Origin of the sequence: Paenibacillus pseudetheri, from assembly GCF_924513355.1 — a bacterium.
GTDB classification, from domain to species: domain Bacteria; phylum Bacillota; class Bacilli; order Paenibacillales; family Paenibacillaceae; genus Paenibacillus_AQ; species Paenibacillus_AQ pseudetheri.
In genome coordinates, this window is record NZ_CAKMAB010000008.1 from 1 (window position 1) to 18,466 (window position 18,466).

Sequence of the window (18,466 nt, forward strand, 5' to 3'; positions counted from 1 at the left end):
AAGAACAGAAACAGGAACTCCAGGAGACTCAGCAAGAAAAGAATGATATAGCAATGGAAAATGCTATCTTAAAAAAAGCAGTGCACATCTTCAGCAACCCAAGGAAATAAGATTCCAGTTTATTGAGGATCATCGCTCCGAGTTCATCCTGGAGAAGATGTGCAAGGTTATGGAAGTTTCTCGGAGCGGCTACTATAAGTGGAAAACCTCAATTCCAAGTAAGCAAGAGTTGCGCAAGCGTGAGTTAATGGGGCGAATTACGTATCACTATCACGATAACAAGCGACGCTATGGTGCCCCTAAGATCACAATAAAATTACATGATGAGGGCTACAAAGTCACGGAGAGAACCGTTGGCTTGTATATGCAGGAGTTAGGCTTACGTTCTTGTGTCTCAAGGAAATTTAAAGTTCAAACAACAGATTCCAATCACAACTTGCGGATCGCTCCAAATCTTTTGAATCAGCAGTTTAAGGTAAAGAAACCTAACCGGGTTTGGGTTGCTGACATTACTTACATTCCATGTAGAGAGGGGCGCTTATATCTCGCAAGCGTACTTGATCTTTGTACGCGTAAGATTGTGGGCTGGCGTCTTCAGGACCATATGACAACAGACTTGGTGCTTGGAGCTCTGCAAGACGCTTACGTAGCCGAGAAGCCTAAGCAGGGTTTAATGCACCATTCTGATCGTGGAAGTCAGTATGCATCCGAAGATTACCAAGAGCAACTCAAAACATACGAGATGGAGATTAGTATGAGTCGTAAAGGCAACTGTTACGACAATGCATGCATCGAATCCTTTCACAGCATCTTAAAGAAAGAACTGATTTACTGTAACCCACGATTCAGAACGAAAGAACAAGCATACGATGAAATTTATAGTTATATTGAGTTTTTTTACAATAGAAAACGAATCCACGGTGCACTAGGCTACCTTTCACCGGTTCGGTTTGCTGCGCAATTTAATAAGAGAAAGGCAGCATAATGGGTGTCCACTTTCTTGACAGAGGTCCATTCCCCCCTATAAATTCGAGTAATACCCCTATTTCAGAGCAAATCAAGGATATTATAGGGAGAAATTCCCCTTATCCTAACTTACTGACCCAAAATCCAAAAATAACAGGAGAAATTCCCTCTAATCTGATCGAAGATCATTAAGCCCCAGATTCCGCCTAATCACAAGCCAAATCAGCATTCATTCATCATAATGCATTAGATACGATGCAGAACATCATCCTTAAAAGTTACACTCTCGCTTGCCTCACGACTCTCCAAGGCATTCCAGTCATCCTGTGACAACAGCTCGAGCTGTGCTTCCACCAATGTGCGGAAACGAGTGCGATAGATCGAAGCTTGCTTGCGCAATTCTTCAGTCTCAATAGCAACCTTACGGGATTTGGATAACGCTTCGTTAATAATCCGGTCTGCGTTCTTTTCCGCTTCCTTGATAATAAGCTGCGATTCCTTCTTGGAGTTGTTCTTCACATCATCCGCCGCTTCCTGAGCGACTAAGATCGTTTTCGATAAACTCTCTTCAATATTCACAAAATGATCTAAACGCTCTTGAATGGACAAAAGCTGATTCTGCAGCTCTTTGTTCTCACGGATGACACTTTCGTAATCCTTAATTACTTGATCCAGAAATTCGTTGACCTCGTCCTCATCATAACCGCGAAGTCTCCGGGAGAACTCCTTGTTATGTATATCGAGCGGTGTTAATGGCATGCTGTGCACCTCCTAGAAATTTCGGACCTTCTAAGTCTCTGAACCATACCTGCGCAGCAGACAAAGAAGAAAGACTGTACTTCAAGTAAAGGCAGAGGATGTATCGACGTTCCAACTGCCATTCATGGTTCGCCTCTTTTATAAAATATCGGCGTCCTGCTTTAAAAATGTTTGATTCCCTCGAAATAATCAATTTCGACAAGTAAATCCGGATTCCTGCAAGGGATTCACACAAATTTACCAACCTGAACACGGTATCGGCCCTTTTTCGTCAAACTACCAACCTCTAGAACCTTGAATCGACCAAATCCTTGAATAGATACCATGTCACCATCTTTAAGTCCGCAGGAAGGGTCTTCTTCCACTTTCCAATTTACCCGAACGCGTCCAGCCTTGATGGGAGCAAGAATTTTGCTTCGGCTAAGCCGTGTTACTTCTGCGGCAATGCCATCCAATCGTAGGGACGCTACAGTCAAATCCATCATTTCCAGCTTCACCTCACTATTACGCAAGGCAGAAAGTGGCAATACCTTCGTACTCACCTGTATACGGTGCACTCCAGTTAAATTCATGGCTAAATAATCTGCAATATCTGCAGCTACTACCACATGACAACCATCTTCCAGAACATGAATATCACCGATTTTGCCACGTTTTACTCCAAGACCCAGAATAGAGCCCATGTAGTCCCCATGCTCAAGCGCCAGAAACTTTTGCTCACCAGAGGTTATCGCAAGAACCCTCAGCTCCATGTCCTCATGATCCAGATCACGATAATCAGGTGCAATGAGCGCTCGCTTCCGCTCTGCCTCAGGGTGACCGCCTTCCCATCTGACAATAACATCTGGATGTCGGTTGACAAGACTTTGCAGAATAAATCCTTGGCGCGGATCTAGAAATTCGGTCAGTTTCGTCTCATGATATTCTCCAGCATGGGTAACCCATTCCCAAGCCTTGTCCACAAATTGTCTTTCATCGGGATGAAAATGCCCGTAAACTTCTGTCTTCATCACTTCTGCCTAAAAAATTAAGTGCAAAATGGATTTGAGTCCACCTGCCGCAAATTCCAAGACGAGTAGTGCTATGATCGGGGAAATATCAAGCGTACCAAAGAGTGGCGGAATAAATCGACGAAATGGTGTCAAATACGGCTCAACAAGCTTGCTAAGCAGTTCTCCGATAAAGTTCTCACGAACGTTTGGTAACCACGACATCAGTACGTAGAAAATAATCATGTAAAAATAAATATTAAACAGCATATCAATAATGTAATCAATTTGGAGCAAAGCTCATTCACCTCATTCTGTTATAGTCTGGATCGTCACCTAGAATTTCCGTAATGGCACCTTGAATTTCAACGGTATCTGGCGTGCACATAAATATATTGCCCCCAATTTTAGAGATTCCTCCCCCAAGGGCATAAACGGTTCCACTTAAAAAATCAATAATTCTCATCGCCTGATCATTACGAACACGCTGAAGATTGATCACTACCGTCCGGTGAGAACGGAGATGGTCCGCAATTTCCTGAGCCTCATCGTACGAACGGGGCTCATAAAGTACAACTTTTACATTCTTCTGCGAATGGATACTGACAACGTTGCCCCTTTGATTTTTGCGGGTTTCGACAGGGGCTGGCTCATACTCATCCTCTTCGTGGATTCGCTCCCGCTCCACAACTTCTTCTTCCTCCTGCAAGCCCAAAAAACTCATAAATCGGTTCATAACGCTCATCACGATCCCTCCTAATGGCCTACTAACACCGTACCTAGGCGTACCCAGGTGGCTCCTTCCTGTATCGCCACTTCAAAATCATTCGACATTCCCATTGATAGCTCCGTAATTGGCTCAGGTGTCAAAGCAAGTTGATTGAGCTCATCGCGCAGCTCACGAAGTCCGCGAAATACAGGGCGGGTAAGCTCCGGATCACCTTCTAAAGGTGCCATCGTCATTAGTCCAATTACTTTTACACGGTCGAGACTAGCAATCTCACGCAAAAATCCAGGTACCGCCTCAGGCGACAAACCAAATTTCGTATCTTCTCCAGAGATGTTTACTTGAAGAAAGACATTCACTTCTTGATCTGCGGCAATTGCCTTTTTGTGTAATTCTTGTGCCAGGGATATCCGGTCCAAAGAGTGTATATATTGAAACTTGCCAATAACGTCTTTCACCTTATTGGTCTGCAAATGCCCGATAAAATGCCATGTCCCTTGGTCCCCTAAAACCTTCCATTTGTGCTCAGCATCCTGCCAGCGACTCTCGGCAATATGCTCCAGGCCTGCCTCCAATACGGAGGACACCATTTCCAGAGAAACATATTTCGTCACTGCAATTACCTTGACGTCATTTCGATCCCGGCCGCTTGCCGCGCAGGCACGTGCAACACGTTCCTCTACCTCAGCAATTCTCTCCTGCAGTGTTAAAGCCAACTTTCAACTCTCCTTTATTCCGATCCAGCTCGTCATCCTGCCTGTAACCCCATTTTCTTTACGATAAGAAAAGAACAAATCTTGATTACAGCTTGTACACCAAGATGTACATTCGATATGAGTCGGCAATATTCCTGCTTTAATCATAATGCGTCGATTCATTTCTTTCAAGTTTAGCATATATTTGTTCTCATCTGTGTCAGATGTTCTGTACAGCTCCAAAATACCGGCTGTTCCTGTTGGTTTACTCAGATCACCTTCCAGTCGATGAACATGCTCCATCACATAATCGTCCACCTCATAACAGCAGTCACCAATGGAGGGTCCGATCGCTGCAATAATATCCTGCGGATGGCTTCCGTAAATTTTCTCCATTTTACTCACCATTGCAGCTGCAATCTGGGCCACAGTTCCCTTCCAGCCAGCATGCGCAAGACCTACGACTTGGTGCACAGGATCATAAAAGTAAAGGGGTACACAATCCGCATAAAAAGAAGTAAGGAAAACTCCCGGTACATCCGTAAGCAAACCATCGGTTGCCTGAAATGCCGAGGTTCTATCCTTTTGACCCCGTCCACGATCAGCTTCCCTTACCACTGCTATTTCTGCTCCATGGGTTTGTTCTCCACAGGTCCAAGCTTCCGGCTTGAAATCAAGAGCTTCCGCAAGCGCCCTACGATTCGTTAAGACATCTTCCGGAGCATCCCCAACATGAAATGCACAATTCAGGCTGTCATAAGGCTTTTTACCAGCCCCTCCCTGTCTACCCGTAAAACCTGCTGTAATTTCTTTATGCTTTACACGCCAAGGCTCCAGATGGAGCAGCATAAGTGTTTCCTTCCCCTGCACAAACGGTTCCATATCCTCACCTCCGCCTTAGTGTACCACATGTAAATACCCCCACAAAATGCCGCTTAAGTTAGAACACCAAATTTACTAACTTTTAAGCCATGACATTTCGAATCTTTTTATAAAAAACAAAAAACGCACCTAATTAATAAGTGCGCCGTTCGCCTCGTTCGCCTCGGTCCCCTCGTTCCAAATACATCGTTTCTCGCTCGTCCTGTCCTTGAGGCATTCTTGATTCTTCAATCTTCACAAGCACTACATCAGACCCGATTTTGACAATATTTCGCCATGGAATAATCAGATCCGTTCCGCCTCCGAACAATCCCATAAACCGAGTGTATCCTGGAATTACGATAGCATCAATGACACCTCGGCGTAAATCAAGTTCTAAGTCACTGATTTGGCCCAACCGCTTGCCGTCTACAATATTAATAACGTCCTTAGTCTGAAAATCAGAGATTTTCATTTTTTTAGCTGATCCTACATAATCCTCGTTCATCTCACCACCCCTGTACAATCAGACCTATAGTCCAATATATGTTATGAAAGCTTGGCCACATGCATGAAATATCCCCACAAAGTGAGGCTATGCTTTGATGCTTAAACATTAAAAAGAGGAGATCACCTAAAATCCTTTTAACGGATTCTAGATATCTCCTCATTTCAGACGGTTTAAGACTTCACATGCTTTTGCATTTGCTGAATCGCAGATTTCTCTAGACGTGAGACCTGTGCCTGTGAGATACCAATCTCATCTGCGACCTCCATCTGTGTTTTTCCTTCGAAAAACCGCATGGATAAAATTCGTTTCTCCCTTTGACCTAACTTACGCATCGCTTCACGTAAGGCGATTTCTTCGATCCACGACACATCCTTGTTCTTATCATCGCTAATCTGGTCCATTACATAAATAGGATCGCCACCGTCATGATAGATCGGTTCGAATAAGGACACTGGATCCTGAATAGCATCAAGGGCAAATACTACATCTTCCTTAGGTACACCAAGTGCTTCAGAGATTTCGAATATCGTCGGTTCCCGTGAATTCTGATTGGTCAGACTATCGCGTACCTGTAGCGCCTTGTAAGCAATGTCTCTAAGTGAACGCGATACTCGAATCGGGTTGTTATCACGCAAGTAACGACGGATCTCACCAATAATCATCGGGACCGCATATGTGGAGAATTTAACGTTTTGTGATAAATCGAAATTATCGATGGCTTTCATCAGACCGATGCAGCCCACCTGAAACAAATCGTCAACAAATTCCCCCCTATTATTGAACCTCTGGATAACACTTAGAACGAGCCTAAGATTACCATTTACCAATTTCTCTCTGGCGGATCGCTCGCCCTGCTGCTGCAGCGAAGTGAACAGTTGCCGCATTTCCACATTCGTTAGAACAGGCAGCTTAGCAGTATCCACACCGCAAATCTCGACTTTATTTCGGGTCATGATGATTTACCTCCCAAGGAGAAACATTACTGTACATTATCTCCCGGGTTGGCCATTTTATTCCTTGCTAATTTCACCTTACACCATCTTGTTAAACTCCTTACGCAGCCGCTTAATAATTCGTTTCTCCAGACGAGAAATGTAAGATTGGGAAATGCCGAGCAGATCCGCCACATCTTTTTGTGTCTTTTCTTCGCCTCCACGCAGTCCGAACCGCAGCTCCATAATGAGTCTTTCCCGCTCGCTCAGCTTTTCCAGCGCCTTTTGCAGCAGCTTGCGATCGACCTGTTCTTCAATGTTCCGATAAATGGTATCATTTTCCGTTCCTAATACGTCTGAGAGCAACAACTCATTACCATCCCAATCGATATTAAGAGGCTCATCAAAAGAAACCTCACTCCGTGTCTTGCTATTACGCCGCAGATACATCAAAATCTCATTCTCTATGCAACGTGATGCATAAGTAGCTAGTTTTATTTTTTTCTCGGGATCAAATGTGTTAACCGCCTTAATTAATCCGATAGCCCCTATCGAAACCAGGTCTTCAATATTGATTCCGGTATTCTCAAATTTACGAGCGATATACACTACGAGACGCAGGTTACGCTCAATCAGCATCGCACGAACAGCAGCATCGCCGCTAGATAGCCGCTGAAGCAGATACTCTTCTTCTTCCCGTGTCAGCGGTGGAGGTAGAGCCTCGCTCCCGCCAATATAATAGATTTCCTGACTCTTCAGCCCCAGTAGAAACAGCATGCGGTAGTATTGCAGCTGCAGAGCAATTTTCCATTTGACCATTATTGTTCCTCCTCCAAGAAGTACACGGTTAGCGTATTAAGCTTTCAATTCCCGCTTTCAGCCATCAGAAGTTTGGTTCAGCTAGCTTTAAAGATTAGGAAGGTAGTGCTGCATCAGTAGCGCTCTCTTTTTGAGTTAAATCCGGATGTATGACCGCCCGATAGGCTCCATCTCCTGAGAGTGTCCCGCCATCCAGCCCAATTAAGACTCTTTTACTATAAAAGATATCTTCACCGAGCTTTATCGTCACAAGGTCTGGCTTCAGTGCGAGCATAAATGATGCCCCTCGGTTAATCCCCCTGTAAGGTACTAGTCGCATCCTATCCTGCCAAGCAAACGACTGCCCGTCCGTTTCTAGCAAAAGTTTGTCCGCACCATCCTGAGTGAGTCTCCCTTTCCATGCAGCAGGCAGATGCCCCTCCCAGAGCGTCGATTCCATCACCATCACCGGTATGCGGGTCAAAGGATCACAGAGACGATTACCTGTGTCTAACAGGCCAGGACAGGAAACACTTACACCATCAATTTCAACAACCACCTCACCGATATAGGTTTCAAGCTGCTCCCTTCTGATTCGTGAAGAATGCACTGCCTTGAAGCAGATTAACACCAGGGGGAATACTGCAATGACAAACCAAAAGCCGATCTTTAGGCCGTAGGCATGCCCTCCTGAAGCAGTGAACATAATACCATTCCAAATGTCGCTGGAGCTCTGCAGCAAATAGTGAATACCAACAATTCCACCTGCGGCTGCAAAATTAATAATATAGAAAGCTCCCATAGTACGAAGGTAGCTTTGCAGACTCCCAAAACCAAAGGCAATCCATAACATAACCACCGACAATCCAAACTTGATAAGGAAGGTATACATGAAAGACAGCTCCGGTACAAACATCATCACTACATACAGTGCGCCAACGAGAGCTGAGAGGATTAAACGCCACCATGAGATTCTCAGCTTAACCATCCAGCCTGTCAGCCACAAAAGAATTCCGTCGATCACTAGATTGGCGGCGAATATCAAGTCAATATAAACAACCAGTGCATTCACCTGCTTAATGGCGGAATCTATCCTCTAGCCAAATTGGATCAGGCTCTGTTTTTTGGACGATATGATTAGTATAGAAAGTCTCGCATTCAAAGTCTGTCTAAACTTGGGAGGCATTCTTGCGGTTTTTTTGTCGAGTTATAGCGCGTGAGGATTTATTCCTTCTTTATGGAATTTCTTAGATCTTTTATTTCAAAAAAAACACCGTACCGCCATAGCTAATTAGCTAAGCGATACGGTGTTCTCGTATAATCTTGATTCTCTTTAATTAGTCATTGTTGCCCCGAGTACGATTACGCAGGAACGTCGGAATATCGAGCTGGTCAGAAGAACTCTGATTGCCGAAAGGACGTAAATTAGCTGAACTCTTATCCGGTGCTGCCGCAGGCTCGTTATTCGTCGAGACCGGACGACGTCCTGGAGTTTCAGGTGATGGTTTATGTTCAAAGCCAGTAGCAATTACTGTTACTTTGATATCATCCTTCAGGCCTTCATCAATAATCGCACCAAAGATCATATTCACTTCAGGATCAGAGGCGGATGTAACGATCTCAGCCGCTTCATTAACTTCATATAGAGAGAGGTTGGATCCTCCCGTAATGTTCATGATTACGCCGCGGGCGCCTTCAATAGACGTTTCCAAGAGTGGGCTCATGATGGCTTTACGTGCGGCTTCAGATGCACGGTTCTCACCATTTGCAATACCAATACCCATAAGCGCTGAACCGCGCTCGGTCATGATCGTCTTTACATCCGCAAAGTCAAGGTTAATCAGACCAGGAACCTTAATTAGGTCAGAGATACCTTGAACAGCCTGCCGGAGAACATTATCTGCTTCACGGAAAGCTTCCAACATCGGTGTTTTCTTATCAACGATCTCAAGCAAACGGTCATTCGGAATGACGATTAGCGTGTCGACTTTTTCTTTCAAAGCTTCGATTCCAAGCATTGCCTGGTTATAACGTTTTCTTCCTTCAAAAGTGAACGGGCGAGTAACTACACCCACAGTCAAGGCTCCACACTCTCTAGCAATTTCAGCTATAACTGGTGCTGCACCTGTTCCTGTACCGCCACCCATCCCTGCAGTAACAAACACCATATCTGCGCCCTTAAGGGTATTAGAGATCAAGTCACGGGATTCTTCCGCTGCCTTCTTACCGACTTCAGGATTAGCTCCTGCACCCAACCCGCGGGTCAGCTTGTCCCCGATTTGCAGCTTGTGCTCCGATTTGGCCATATGCAACGCTTGGGCGTCTGTATTAACCGTAATAAATTCTACACCCTGAACGCCATTTTCAATCATTCGGTTGACAGCATTACTACCTCCGCCGCCCACGCCGATGACTTTTATTTGCGCCAAGCTCTCCATTTCAAAATCAAATTCTAACATATTGTTCCATCTCCCCCTCAATGTGCTTGGATGGCCAATCCAAGTATATCTGGACTTACACTTATATAAACTCGCTGAACATGTTCTTTAGACGCTCGACAAACCCGGTCTTCTGAACCGTTTCCTGATTTGGAGTGGCGTTCTGCTTACTCCGGTTGACCGTCTTTTTGTTGCTGCTTCCACCACTGCTTCTTCCACGGAAGCTACGGACAACATTATGCAGGATACCAACTCCTCCGGTAAACCCAGGGTCCCGTACACCGATATAATCCGGTACAGCGATGCGTACAGATGCGGCCAATTCAGTCTGAGCCGCCTTTAATACGCCAGGCATCGAAACAGTTCCACCCGTTAGTATATAACCTCCAGGCAGTTCACTGTAACCAAGCCGTTTCACTTCCTGTTTAATTAGATGGAAGATTTCTTGCACCCGTGGTTCGATAATTGCCGCTAAATCCTCTTGGTTAAATTCCTTCTCAACATTACTGCCAATGCGCAGCACCTTGAAGACAACGTCAGAGGCTGCATCGTCAATCCATGCGCAACCATACTTTAGCTTTACTTTCTCCGCTTGATCAGTAAGTGTACGTAATCCGTATGCAATGTCATTAGTTACAAATTCTCCGCCGATCGGAATCGTAGAGGTTGCACAAAGGGAACTTTCTTCGTATATGGCTATCGTTGTCGACCCGGCACCAATATCAACCAGAACAGATCCCATCGATTTCTCGTCCTTGGACAGCGCCAATCCACCAGCACCAAGAGACATCAGCACAAGATCCTTCACTTTCAGCCCTGATTTCTCAACACAGCGTAGTAGATTATGTATTGGCGTCTTAGCACCCGTAATGATGGTTGCGTCCACTTCTAGACGAACACCAATCATCCCGCGCGGGTCCTGAATACCTTCGAGACCATCGACGATAAATTGTTTAGGAACAACATCAATCACTTCCCGCTCCGGAGGCATAGCGATGACTTCCGCAGCTTTAATAACGCGATCGATATCATCCTCACCGATTTCACGATCCTCATTCTGAACGGCCACGACACCGTGGCTGGATTGCAGGCCAATATGATTACCGGAAATGCCTACATAAACCTCTGATATTTGAATACCCACCATTTGCTCTGCATGATCTATAGCACTTTTGATCGATTGCACAGTTTGGTCGATATCTACAATCGCGCCTTTACGTATTCCTTCCGAATCAGCAGATCCAACGCCAATAATATTAAAGGTTCCATTGGTAACTTCCCCAATTATTGCCCGAACTTTGGATGTACCGATGTCCAAACTAACAATGATGTCATTGTTGCTCAAGTCCTATGGCACCTCCTGTTATAATCGAAATAATTTGCATAACCTTATCCCGGTCCCGGGAAACTTCTCTGTACATATTCAACATACCTAACCCTTTCCCTCTTTTTTCTACAAATTTTTTGAACGGAATAATATTCCAACAGCCCTAAATGTGATTAGTTACTCCTAATTTTTTATAAGAATGATAATGATCACAAGAAATATATTCCTTTTCGGTTATCACTAACCATATATAAGATTATATTTCAAAAAAATCGAAGAAAAAAGAGGGATATAGCTTCTTGCCCGTAACTCCGATTGTAGCATTTTTTCAACTCTATTAGTAGGGACTATTGACCTCTACTCTACTCTTGCACATCTTTTTGCTCATCGCCCTTTTGTTCCTCGCTTCCGACCTGAAAAGGAACATACGAGTCGGCTTCAAGCATCGTGATAAGTCCAGGCTCCTTTGTCTCTATTACCTGATTCAAATAGGACACTTTGCTCTTCAATAAAGAGATGGATGTGATCACCTCGAAACGGGATCTAGTATAGAGCTTGATACGATCCGGAAATGACAAGGTTGGCGAGGGAACAATTTCAGAGATATCGCTTGTCAATTCATTAGAGATGCTTGCTAACGCTTGACATAACTTAGCTTTATTCGGATCTTCCGGGTCCCAGTTAGTTAATATGGGCTTCTCAACGGCGATCCCCGTATCATTAACTGGCACTGCAGCTCCGCTGGACAGAATCGCCTTCAAGATGCCGCCCTGTTCCAGTTCATAGGCCACCGCAGGGAACTCTTCAATCTTCACAGTGATTACCCCGGGGAAATCCTTCTTTACGGACACAGCCTTAACCGTCTTAAGCTCCAGCAGAGATTGTTCCACAGATTTCGTAGAAACGGCAAAGAATTGTCCACCTTTATGAATTCCACTTTGCGAGAGTAATTCCTCACTAGTAGAATACTTGCTTCCCTGAAAATCTATCACTGTAATGTGACTAATAGACGATCTGAAAAAAATCACAGCAAGAAGCGCAGTGAACAGTAGCAGCAGGATCGCCGTAATCTTACGGCTCATTTTTTTCTTAGGCTTGTCCTCTTTAAGAAGAGGTAATCGGGTTGTTGTCATTCTCATATCTCCGTAATAAGGCCCTGTCTCCTTCCTTGGTAGAACTGAAGGAGACAGGGAGCTTTAATTGGCCAAATCAAGTGGATCCGGTACGGGCACCTTGCGGCTTATACGCGCGCCAAGCTTCTGAAACAGCTTCTCTATTCCATCATACCCACGGTCAATATGGTGTGCTTGCTCAACGACTGTAGTCCCTTGTGCAGCGAGCCCAGCAATGACCAGAGCCGCACCAGCACGCAAGTCAGTAGCTTCCACAGTAGCACCATACAATCTCTGAACGCCGCGAATAAACGCACGATTCAAATCAATAGAAATATCAGCGCCCATCCGCGCCATTTCTTCAACATGTTTGAATCGTCCCTCAAACACCGTCTCCTTGATTACACTGAAGCCATCAGCGAGAGACAACAGCACCATGACCTGAGATTGCAGATCGGTTGGGAAAGAAGGATAAGGAGAAGTCACAATTCTCTCAACAGCACGTGGACGCCCCATACAACTGATATTAATTATATCATTGCACACTGTGATTTGAACACCAGCCCGCTTGAGCACATGAATAAGCGAAGTCAGATGCCCCGCGTTGGCATGTGTCAAAGTCACATTTCCTCGTGTAGCTGCCGCAGCAATCATTACGGTTCCAGCCACAATCCGATCAGGTATCACCTCGTACGTACAGGGATATAGGTTTTTCACCCCTTGAATTGTGATGGTGTCCGTACCTGCACCGATAATCTGAGCCCCCATACTATTTAGAAATTGCTGTAGGTCCTGTATCTCCGGCTCTCTCGCTGCCCCCGATATTGTTGTAGTTCCCTCTGCCTTTGCGGCAGCCATCATAATATTCTCCGTTGCTCCTACACTTGGATAGTCGAGATGAATATCACTCCCTATAAGCTTAGAACCCCGACAGAATATTCTTCCGTTGCTCTCCTCGATCTCCGCCCCTAACGCCTTAAGTCCCTGTAGATGAAGATCGATTTTACGCTCTCCGATCGCACAGCCCCCAGGCTGATAGATCGTTACCTCTCCAAATCTGGATAACAGCGGTCCCATTAGAAAAATGGAAGATCTCATCTGCCGCATTAAATCCTCAGGGATATGAGATGTCCCGACGGCAGACGTATCTATCGTCACCGTATCCTCTTGATGCACGCACCTGCAGCCCAGCCGGTCTAGGATGTCTAGCATAGTCTCGATGTCCAGCAGCTTCGGCACATTATGCAGTGAGTGAACTCCTTCGGCCAGCAGGCTTGCCGCTAGAATCGGCAGCGCCGCATTTTTTGCTCCATGGATACGAATGGTGCCTGACAGGGGACTTCCACCCTCAATCACCAATTTGTCCAATGTATCACCTCCGAGATTACCGCTCACCCACCACAAACACTTCCGTTACAAGCTCATATGAAATGTACAAGTATAAACGTCTTCGGCGTCCTTTATAAGGACGATAAGCGTTTAAGCGAGAAATATAAGGATAATGTATAACGTGAAACTTATACTTTCTTATATTTCAAGAATATCCTGCACTACATCTCAGGTTTGGAAGTGTCCTGGGTGATTGTCACGATTATAGGATTATCCTATGTTCGTTCCTCCAAGTGTGTGACAGAGAGCTGCCAATAAGGAAGACCCATATGGAAAACGAAGATATCTTAAGACTTCTTACCCGCAAGTCTTCGGAGCTCGCTTGTGATTACTGCCGCAGAATCTCTTTTGCCGAGTCGTTCGGAGGCTGCGGACATTTGCTCACGCACGGCTTCGGTTCCGATGATTTTTTGAACAGCCTCATATAGAGCCATGCCGTTTAAATCTTTCTCAAGCAGCACTACAGCAGCACCTTCACGTTCCAACTGTCTTGCATTGGCCTCCTGATGGTTATTCGTCACATTAGGAGATGGAATGAGTACAGAGGGAATACCCAGCGCTGTAATCTCAGCGAGAAAAGATGCTCCCGCCCGATTAACGATCAAGGAGGTACAAGCCAACACCTCTGGCATATTATGAACATAAGGAAGGACATGCAACCAGTTTGGTATGCTACCCAGCTTTTGACGCAATTCCGCCCGAGTCTCTTCGAAATAGGGTTCACCTGTAACATACACATAATGAACACCATTACCCTTACCCACTTTTGGGGCCATTTCAATCATGACTCTATTAATAGCCTTAGCTCCCTGACTGCCACCAACCACCAAAACAACAGTACTGCCATCCGAAATCCCCAGCGATGCGAATCCACGTTGTGGACTTGCTGTAGTAACTGTTGTAGCACGTGGATTACCAGTATAGATCACATTTTTGCTACCTGGAAAAGAGGACTCTGTACCTTCAAAACTTACGGCAACTGTACTCGCATACCGACTCAGAAAGCGATTGGTAAGACCTGGTATGGCATTTTGTTCATGGATCAAAGTAGGGATGCCCAAACGGGATGCAGCATAAACGACTGGACCACACACATAACCGCCTGTTCCAATCACAACATCTGGTTTGAATTCTCTTAACATTTCTTTGGAAGCCTTAACCCCCTTCAAGAAACGCATTACGGTCTTGACATTGTCTATGGATAGCTTGCGCCGAAAACCAGTGATGTCAATAGATTTGAAAGGGATATTCTCTTGAGGAACAAGCTTGCTCTCTAAGCCACGTGTTCCACCAATATACAGGAAGGTAGATTTGCTATCTTCCAGCTCCATTTGTCTAGCAACAGCGATCGCAGGATAGATATGTCCACCCGTGCCTCCGCCGCTTAATACGATACGCATCTCTTTCACCTCGCAAAACGGGATAAGTTCAATAGAATGCCAAGGGAGGTTAGCATCAGTGTAAGTGAAGATCCTCCATAGCTAATCAGAGGAAGTGTGATGCCCGTTACAGGCATTAGACCAATAACAACACCAATATTAATAATGACTTGCACAGCCACCATACAGACGATGCCAACGGCCAGATAGCTTCCAAAACGGTCAGGCAGACTCATCGCCACCTTCATCCCGCGCCAGATTAGAATAAGAAATAGGATCAACACAGCCAAACCACCGATAAACCCCAGCTCCTCGGCCAATATGGAAAAAATAAAATCTGTTTGTGGCTCAGGTACATAACTGTACTTCTGCCGACTCATTCCTAATCCAAGGCCACCGAGCCCCCCAGGACCGATCGCATATAGCGACTGAATGATCTGGTAACCTGCACCAAGGGGATCGGACCAAGGATCAAGAAAAGCGGTAATCCGCTGCAACCGGTAAGGCGCTGCTGCAATCAAAGCAACAAACCCTGCCGCACCAGCTACTCCAAGAGAAAGTAAATGCTTCATTCTAGCCCCTGCTGTGAAGACCATCATCAAGGCTGCACCAAACATGACGGTACCTGTACCCAAATCCGGCTGGAGCATGATCAGCGCGAAGGCTGACCCAATGAGCGCAAGTGGCGGGAGCAGGCCGCGTGTGAAGGAAGTGATGTCGTATTCCTCTTTCCCTAACCAATTGGCTAAGAATAGAATCATCCCCATCTTCATGAATTCGGAAGGCTGGATCCCGAAGGAGCTAATTCCTAGCCAGCTGCGCGCTCCCCCGCGTACTACACCAATGCCAGGGATAAGCACAATAACAAGTAAGAAAAAGCAGATCAGAAGTGCCGGCTTAGCCAGCTTTTTCAGCACCTTGTAATCGGTATTCGCCGTAACGAACATGGCGACTAGTCCTAGTCCTGCAAACAAAAGCTGTCTTTTTACAAAGTAAAACGAATCTCCATAATTGCGGAAGCCCAGAACGGACCCGGCGCTGTATACCATCACCATGCCGATCACCAGCAAAGACAGAATAGGAATCAGCAACCAAATATCGGGAGCATGACGAGTTTTGTTCATCAGGAGCACACCTCTTGCATCCGTAGTAGGGATGGGGCTTATCCACCCCCCTACTTAAAGGTTATGCACCGCCTCTTTAAAAATACGCCCGCGCTCTTCATAGGATGTAAACATATCCCAACTTGCACAGGCAGGAGACAATAGAACGATATCTCCTTCTTCCGCCAAAGCGGAAGCTTCCTGCACAGCTTGCTCAAGCACGGCAGCGGCACTCTCCCCATTATCGACGGAGATAATCTGCTTTAATCCTGCCAGCTGCGCTACATTCGTTAGCTTGTCCTTAGTTTCCCCTAACGCCACTAGCGCTTTAACACGACCGCTCAGGACAGGCAGCAGCTCCAAATAATCGGAACCACGGTCTAACCCACCAGCGATCAGCACTACGGGGCGCTCAAAGGATGTTAATGCCATAATCGTCGCTTTGGAGTTTGTTGCTTTGGAGTTATTATAATAAGTGGCTCCAGCCTTATCAGCCACATACTCCAGCCGGTGCTCCACACCGCGAAATGAAGCAAGCACTTCGCCCAATAAAGAGGGGTCAGCTCCAGCAGCAATGGCAATTCCGCATGCAGCCAGTGCATTTCCCACGTTGAAACGTCCCGGAAGGCCAATGGAATCTACATCAGCAATGATTGTTTCTTGGTCTGCAGATTCGCGATAGATGATGCGGCGCTTCAGATCGTCTTCTTGACCCGTAATATAGGATGGGCTAACAAACACACCATGAGTGAGCTCCTCGGACAGAGAGAACGGAAGAATAGTAGCTTTCATATACGGCACAAGTTCCCGGCAAAAAGGATCGTCCCAGTTCAGCACAGCCGTATCCGTAGCTACTTGATTGGCGAACAGCTTTGCTTTGGAATCGACATAATCCTTCATGCTCCCATGATAATCCAGGTGGGTCTCCGCAATATTCAACAAACAACCTATTTTAGGGCGAAAAGTCTCCGTACCTTTGAGCTGGAAGCTGCTGAGTTCGACCACCATCCAGTTATCCTCTGTAGCTTCTTGCGCAGCCTCACAGAGAGGCGTGCCAATGTTACCTGCAACAATCGGATTCATACCTGCAGCTTCCAGCATTTGACCTACCCAGGTCGTCGTTGTCGTCTTGCCATTGGATCCCGTGATGCCAATCATCGGCGCTGCACAAAGACGGTAAGCAACCTCTACCTCTGTAACTACTTCAATGCCAAGCTCAAGAGCCTTTTGCACAGGAGGCGCAGAATAAGGAATGCCTGGATTCTTAATGACCAGACTTACACCTTCATGAATCAGTCCATCCGGATGCCCACCGCATATAACACAAATTCCCAAAGATTCCAATTCGGAAGCTTCGGGACTCTGATCTCTTTCCTTTTTATCGTTCACCGTAACTATTGCGCCTCGATCATACAGCACTTTAGCAACCTGGACACCGCTTTTTGCGAGCCCAAGAACCACAACTTCTTCACCACGATACATATCTGGATGTTTCATTCGCTACAACCCCTTGCTAATAAATAGTCCAACAGCGGCTAATATCAAGCTTACCGCCCAGAACGAAATTACCACACGCCATTCCGACCAGCCACCAAGTTCAAAATGATGGTGAATCGGGCTCATTCTGAATACACGTTTGCCACGGGTTTTGAAAGAAACCACCTGTATCACGACAGATAACATTTCCACCACAAACACACCGCCAATAATTAGAAACAGCAGTTCGCTCTTTGTGACAATAGCAATCGCACCTATCGCGCCGCCAATACCAAATGAACCGGTATCTCCCATGAACACCTTAGCTGGATGGGCATTAAAGACCAGAAATCCAAGAACAGCCCCGATCATTGCCGCTGCACACACTCCAGCTGCAATTGACGTAGCCTGCATCGCTACAACAGCATAAGCTGCCAAAGCAATAGCACTTACACCAGACAGCAAACCATCTACTCCATCGGTAAAGTTAACAGCATTCGTTACTGCCATCATCATAATAATAATGAATGGATAGTAGAAAAAGCCGCCCCAGTCAAAGCTGAAATCAGTACCCGGAACGCTGATACTCGTGCTATGTCCTGCAGAAATCAACAGACCGCACATCACAGCACCTACCAACAGCTGCCCGAACAATTTTTGACGCGCCGTAAGGCCCAAAGAACGCTTGAATACGATTTTGATATAATCATCCAAAAATCCGATCAGTCCAAAACCAAGCGTAGCCACTAAGAGTACGTAGAAATCGTTATTCACCACGGAAAATTTCAGATAAGCCAATGTAAAAGCCACGATGATTACGATACCGCCCATCGTCGGCGTTCCCGCCTTCTTTAAATGGGATTGCGGTCCGTCATCTCGCACCTGCTGTCCGAATTTCATCCTGCGCAGTAGCGGAATGAAGAGCGGAGCGGCAATGACCGCAAGGATAAAGGAAACAGCAATAGTCAATAACAATAGTTGATAATCCATGGGTGCACCCCCTC

Annotated in this window: 18 protein-coding genes and 1 pseudogene; 1 reads left to right on the forward strand and 18 read right to left on the reverse strand. The window is 45.8% G+C overall.

The genetic code is table 11. The features are described from left to right. Positions 1 to 76: 76 nt before the first annotated feature. Positions 77 to 985: pseudogene (locus L1028_RS09290) on the forward strand (IS3 family transposase); the annotation flags it as partial. A gap of 227 nt (positions 986 to 1,212) precedes the next feature. On the opposite strand, the gene L1028_RS09295 reads toward L1028_RS09290, so the two are convergent. The 18 genes from L1028_RS09295 to mraY all read right to left on the reverse strand — a co-directional run bounded on the left by L1028_RS09295 (position 1,213) and on the right by mraY (position 18,452). Further along, the gene (locus L1028_RS09295) at positions 1,213 to 1,725 is read right to left on the reverse strand and encodes a DivIVA domain-containing protein (RefSeq protein ID WP_076299650.1); all 513 of its coding nucleotides are present in this window, start codon (positions 1,723 to 1,725) and stop codon (positions 1,213 to 1,215) included. A gap of 227 nt (positions 1,726 to 1,952) precedes the next feature. After that, positions 1,953 to 2,735, reverse strand: a complete 783-nt coding sequence (locus L1028_RS09300; RefSeq protein ID WP_234533479.1) for a YlmH family RNA-binding protein — start codon at positions 2,733 to 2,735, stop codon at positions 1,953 to 1,955. Between the two features lie 9 nt (positions 2,736 to 2,744). Then, positions 2,745 to 2,984: a YggT family protein gene (locus tag L1028_RS09305; protein WP_060622150.1), complete on the reverse strand. Its 240-nt coding sequence runs from the start codon at positions 2,982 to 2,984 to the stop codon at positions 2,745 to 2,747. 34 nt (positions 2,985 to 3,018) lie between these two features. Beyond that, on the reverse strand, positions 3,019 to 3,459 hold the full coding sequence (locus L1028_RS09310; RefSeq protein WP_234533192.1) for a cell division protein SepF: 441 nt from the start codon (positions 3,457 to 3,459) through the stop codon (positions 3,019 to 3,021). Between the two features lie 11 nt (positions 3,460 to 3,470). Continuing rightward, positions 3,471 to 4,157: a YggS family pyridoxal phosphate-dependent enzyme gene (locus tag L1028_RS09315; protein ID WP_042190837.1), complete on the reverse strand. Its 687-nt coding sequence runs from the start codon at positions 4,155 to 4,157 to the stop codon at positions 3,471 to 3,473. A 3-nt stretch (positions 4,158 to 4,160) separates the two neighbouring features. Further along, the gene (pgeF, locus tag L1028_RS09320; protein WP_234533193.1) at positions 4,161 to 5,018 is read right to left on the reverse strand and encodes a peptidoglycan editing factor PgeF; all 858 of its coding nucleotides are present in this window, start codon (positions 5,016 to 5,018) and stop codon (positions 4,161 to 4,163) included. A gap of 133 nt (positions 5,019 to 5,151) precedes the next feature. Next, positions 5,152 to 5,505, reverse strand: coding sequence for a YlmC/YmxH family sporulation protein (locus L1028_RS09325; RefSeq protein WP_234533194.1), 354 nt, complete (start codon positions 5,503 to 5,505; stop codon positions 5,152 to 5,154). A gap of 173 nt (positions 5,506 to 5,678) precedes the next feature. Continuing rightward, positions 5,679 to 6,461, reverse strand: coding sequence for an RNA polymerase sporulation sigma factor SigG (gene sigG, locus L1028_RS09330; RefSeq protein ID WP_036683631.1), 783 nt, complete (start codon positions 6,459 to 6,461; stop codon positions 5,679 to 5,681). Positions 6,462 to 6,539: 78 nt separating this feature from the next. Continuing rightward, a complete protein-coding gene (gene sigE / locus L1028_RS09335; protein ID WP_028530613.1) occupies positions 6,540 to 7,262 on the reverse strand; it encodes an RNA polymerase sporulation sigma factor SigE in 723 nt (240 codons plus the stop codon). Positions 7,263 to 7,353: 91 nt separating this feature from the next. After that, positions 7,354 to 8,301 carry a sigma-E processing peptidase SpoIIGA gene (spoIIGA, locus tag L1028_RS09340; protein WP_234533482.1) on the reverse strand — a complete coding sequence of 316 codons (948 nt, stop codon included), beginning with the start codon at positions 8,299 to 8,301 and terminating at the stop codon, positions 7,354 to 7,356. 274 nt (positions 8,302 to 8,575) lie between these two features. After that, positions 8,576 to 9,697, reverse strand: coding sequence for a cell division protein FtsZ (gene ftsZ / locus L1028_RS09345; RefSeq protein WP_042130228.1), 1,122 nt, complete (start codon positions 9,695 to 9,697; stop codon positions 8,576 to 8,578). Between the two features lie 61 nt (positions 9,698 to 9,758). Beyond that, positions 9,759 to 11,021, reverse strand: coding sequence for a cell division protein FtsA (ftsA, locus tag L1028_RS09350; protein WP_042190844.1), 1,263 nt, complete (start codon positions 11,019 to 11,021; stop codon positions 9,759 to 9,761). Between the two features lie 344 nt (positions 11,022 to 11,365). Continuing rightward, the gene (locus L1028_RS09355; RefSeq protein WP_234533195.1) at positions 11,366 to 12,136 is read right to left on the reverse strand and encodes a cell division protein FtsQ/DivIB; all 771 of its coding nucleotides are present in this window, start codon (positions 12,134 to 12,136) and stop codon (positions 11,366 to 11,368) included. A 63-nt stretch (positions 12,137 to 12,199) separates the two neighbouring features. Next, positions 12,200 to 13,483, reverse strand: a complete 1,284-nt coding sequence (murA, locus tag L1028_RS09360; RefSeq protein ID WP_042190848.1) for a UDP-N-acetylglucosamine 1-carboxyvinyltransferase — start codon at positions 13,481 to 13,483, stop codon at positions 12,200 to 12,202. 308 nt (positions 13,484 to 13,791) lie between these two features. After that, complete coding sequence (gene murG / locus L1028_RS09365; RefSeq protein ID WP_234533196.1) at positions 13,792 to 14,904, reverse strand: undecaprenyldiphospho-muramoylpentapeptide beta-N-acetylglucosaminyltransferase; 1,113 nt, start codon at positions 14,902 to 14,904, stop codon at positions 13,792 to 13,794. 5 nt (positions 14,905 to 14,909) lie between these two features. Beyond that, positions 14,910 to 16,007, reverse strand: coding sequence for a stage V sporulation protein E (spoVE, locus tag L1028_RS09370; RefSeq protein ID WP_234533197.1), 1,098 nt, complete (start codon positions 16,005 to 16,007; stop codon positions 14,910 to 14,912). A 54-nt stretch (positions 16,008 to 16,061) separates the two neighbouring features. After that, a complete protein-coding gene (murD, locus tag L1028_RS09375; protein WP_234533198.1) occupies positions 16,062 to 17,483 on the reverse strand; it encodes a UDP-N-acetylmuramoyl-L-alanine--D-glutamate ligase in 1,422 nt (473 codons plus the stop codon). Positions 17,484 to 17,486: 3 nt separating this feature from the next. Beyond that, positions 17,487 to 18,452 (reverse strand): phospho-N-acetylmuramoyl-pentapeptide-transferase, encoded by a 966-nt coding sequence (gene mraY / locus L1028_RS09380; protein WP_042190854.1) that lies wholly within the window; start codon positions 18,450 to 18,452, stop codon positions 17,487 to 17,489. Between the last annotated feature and the right edge of the window lie 14 nt (positions 18,453 to 18,466).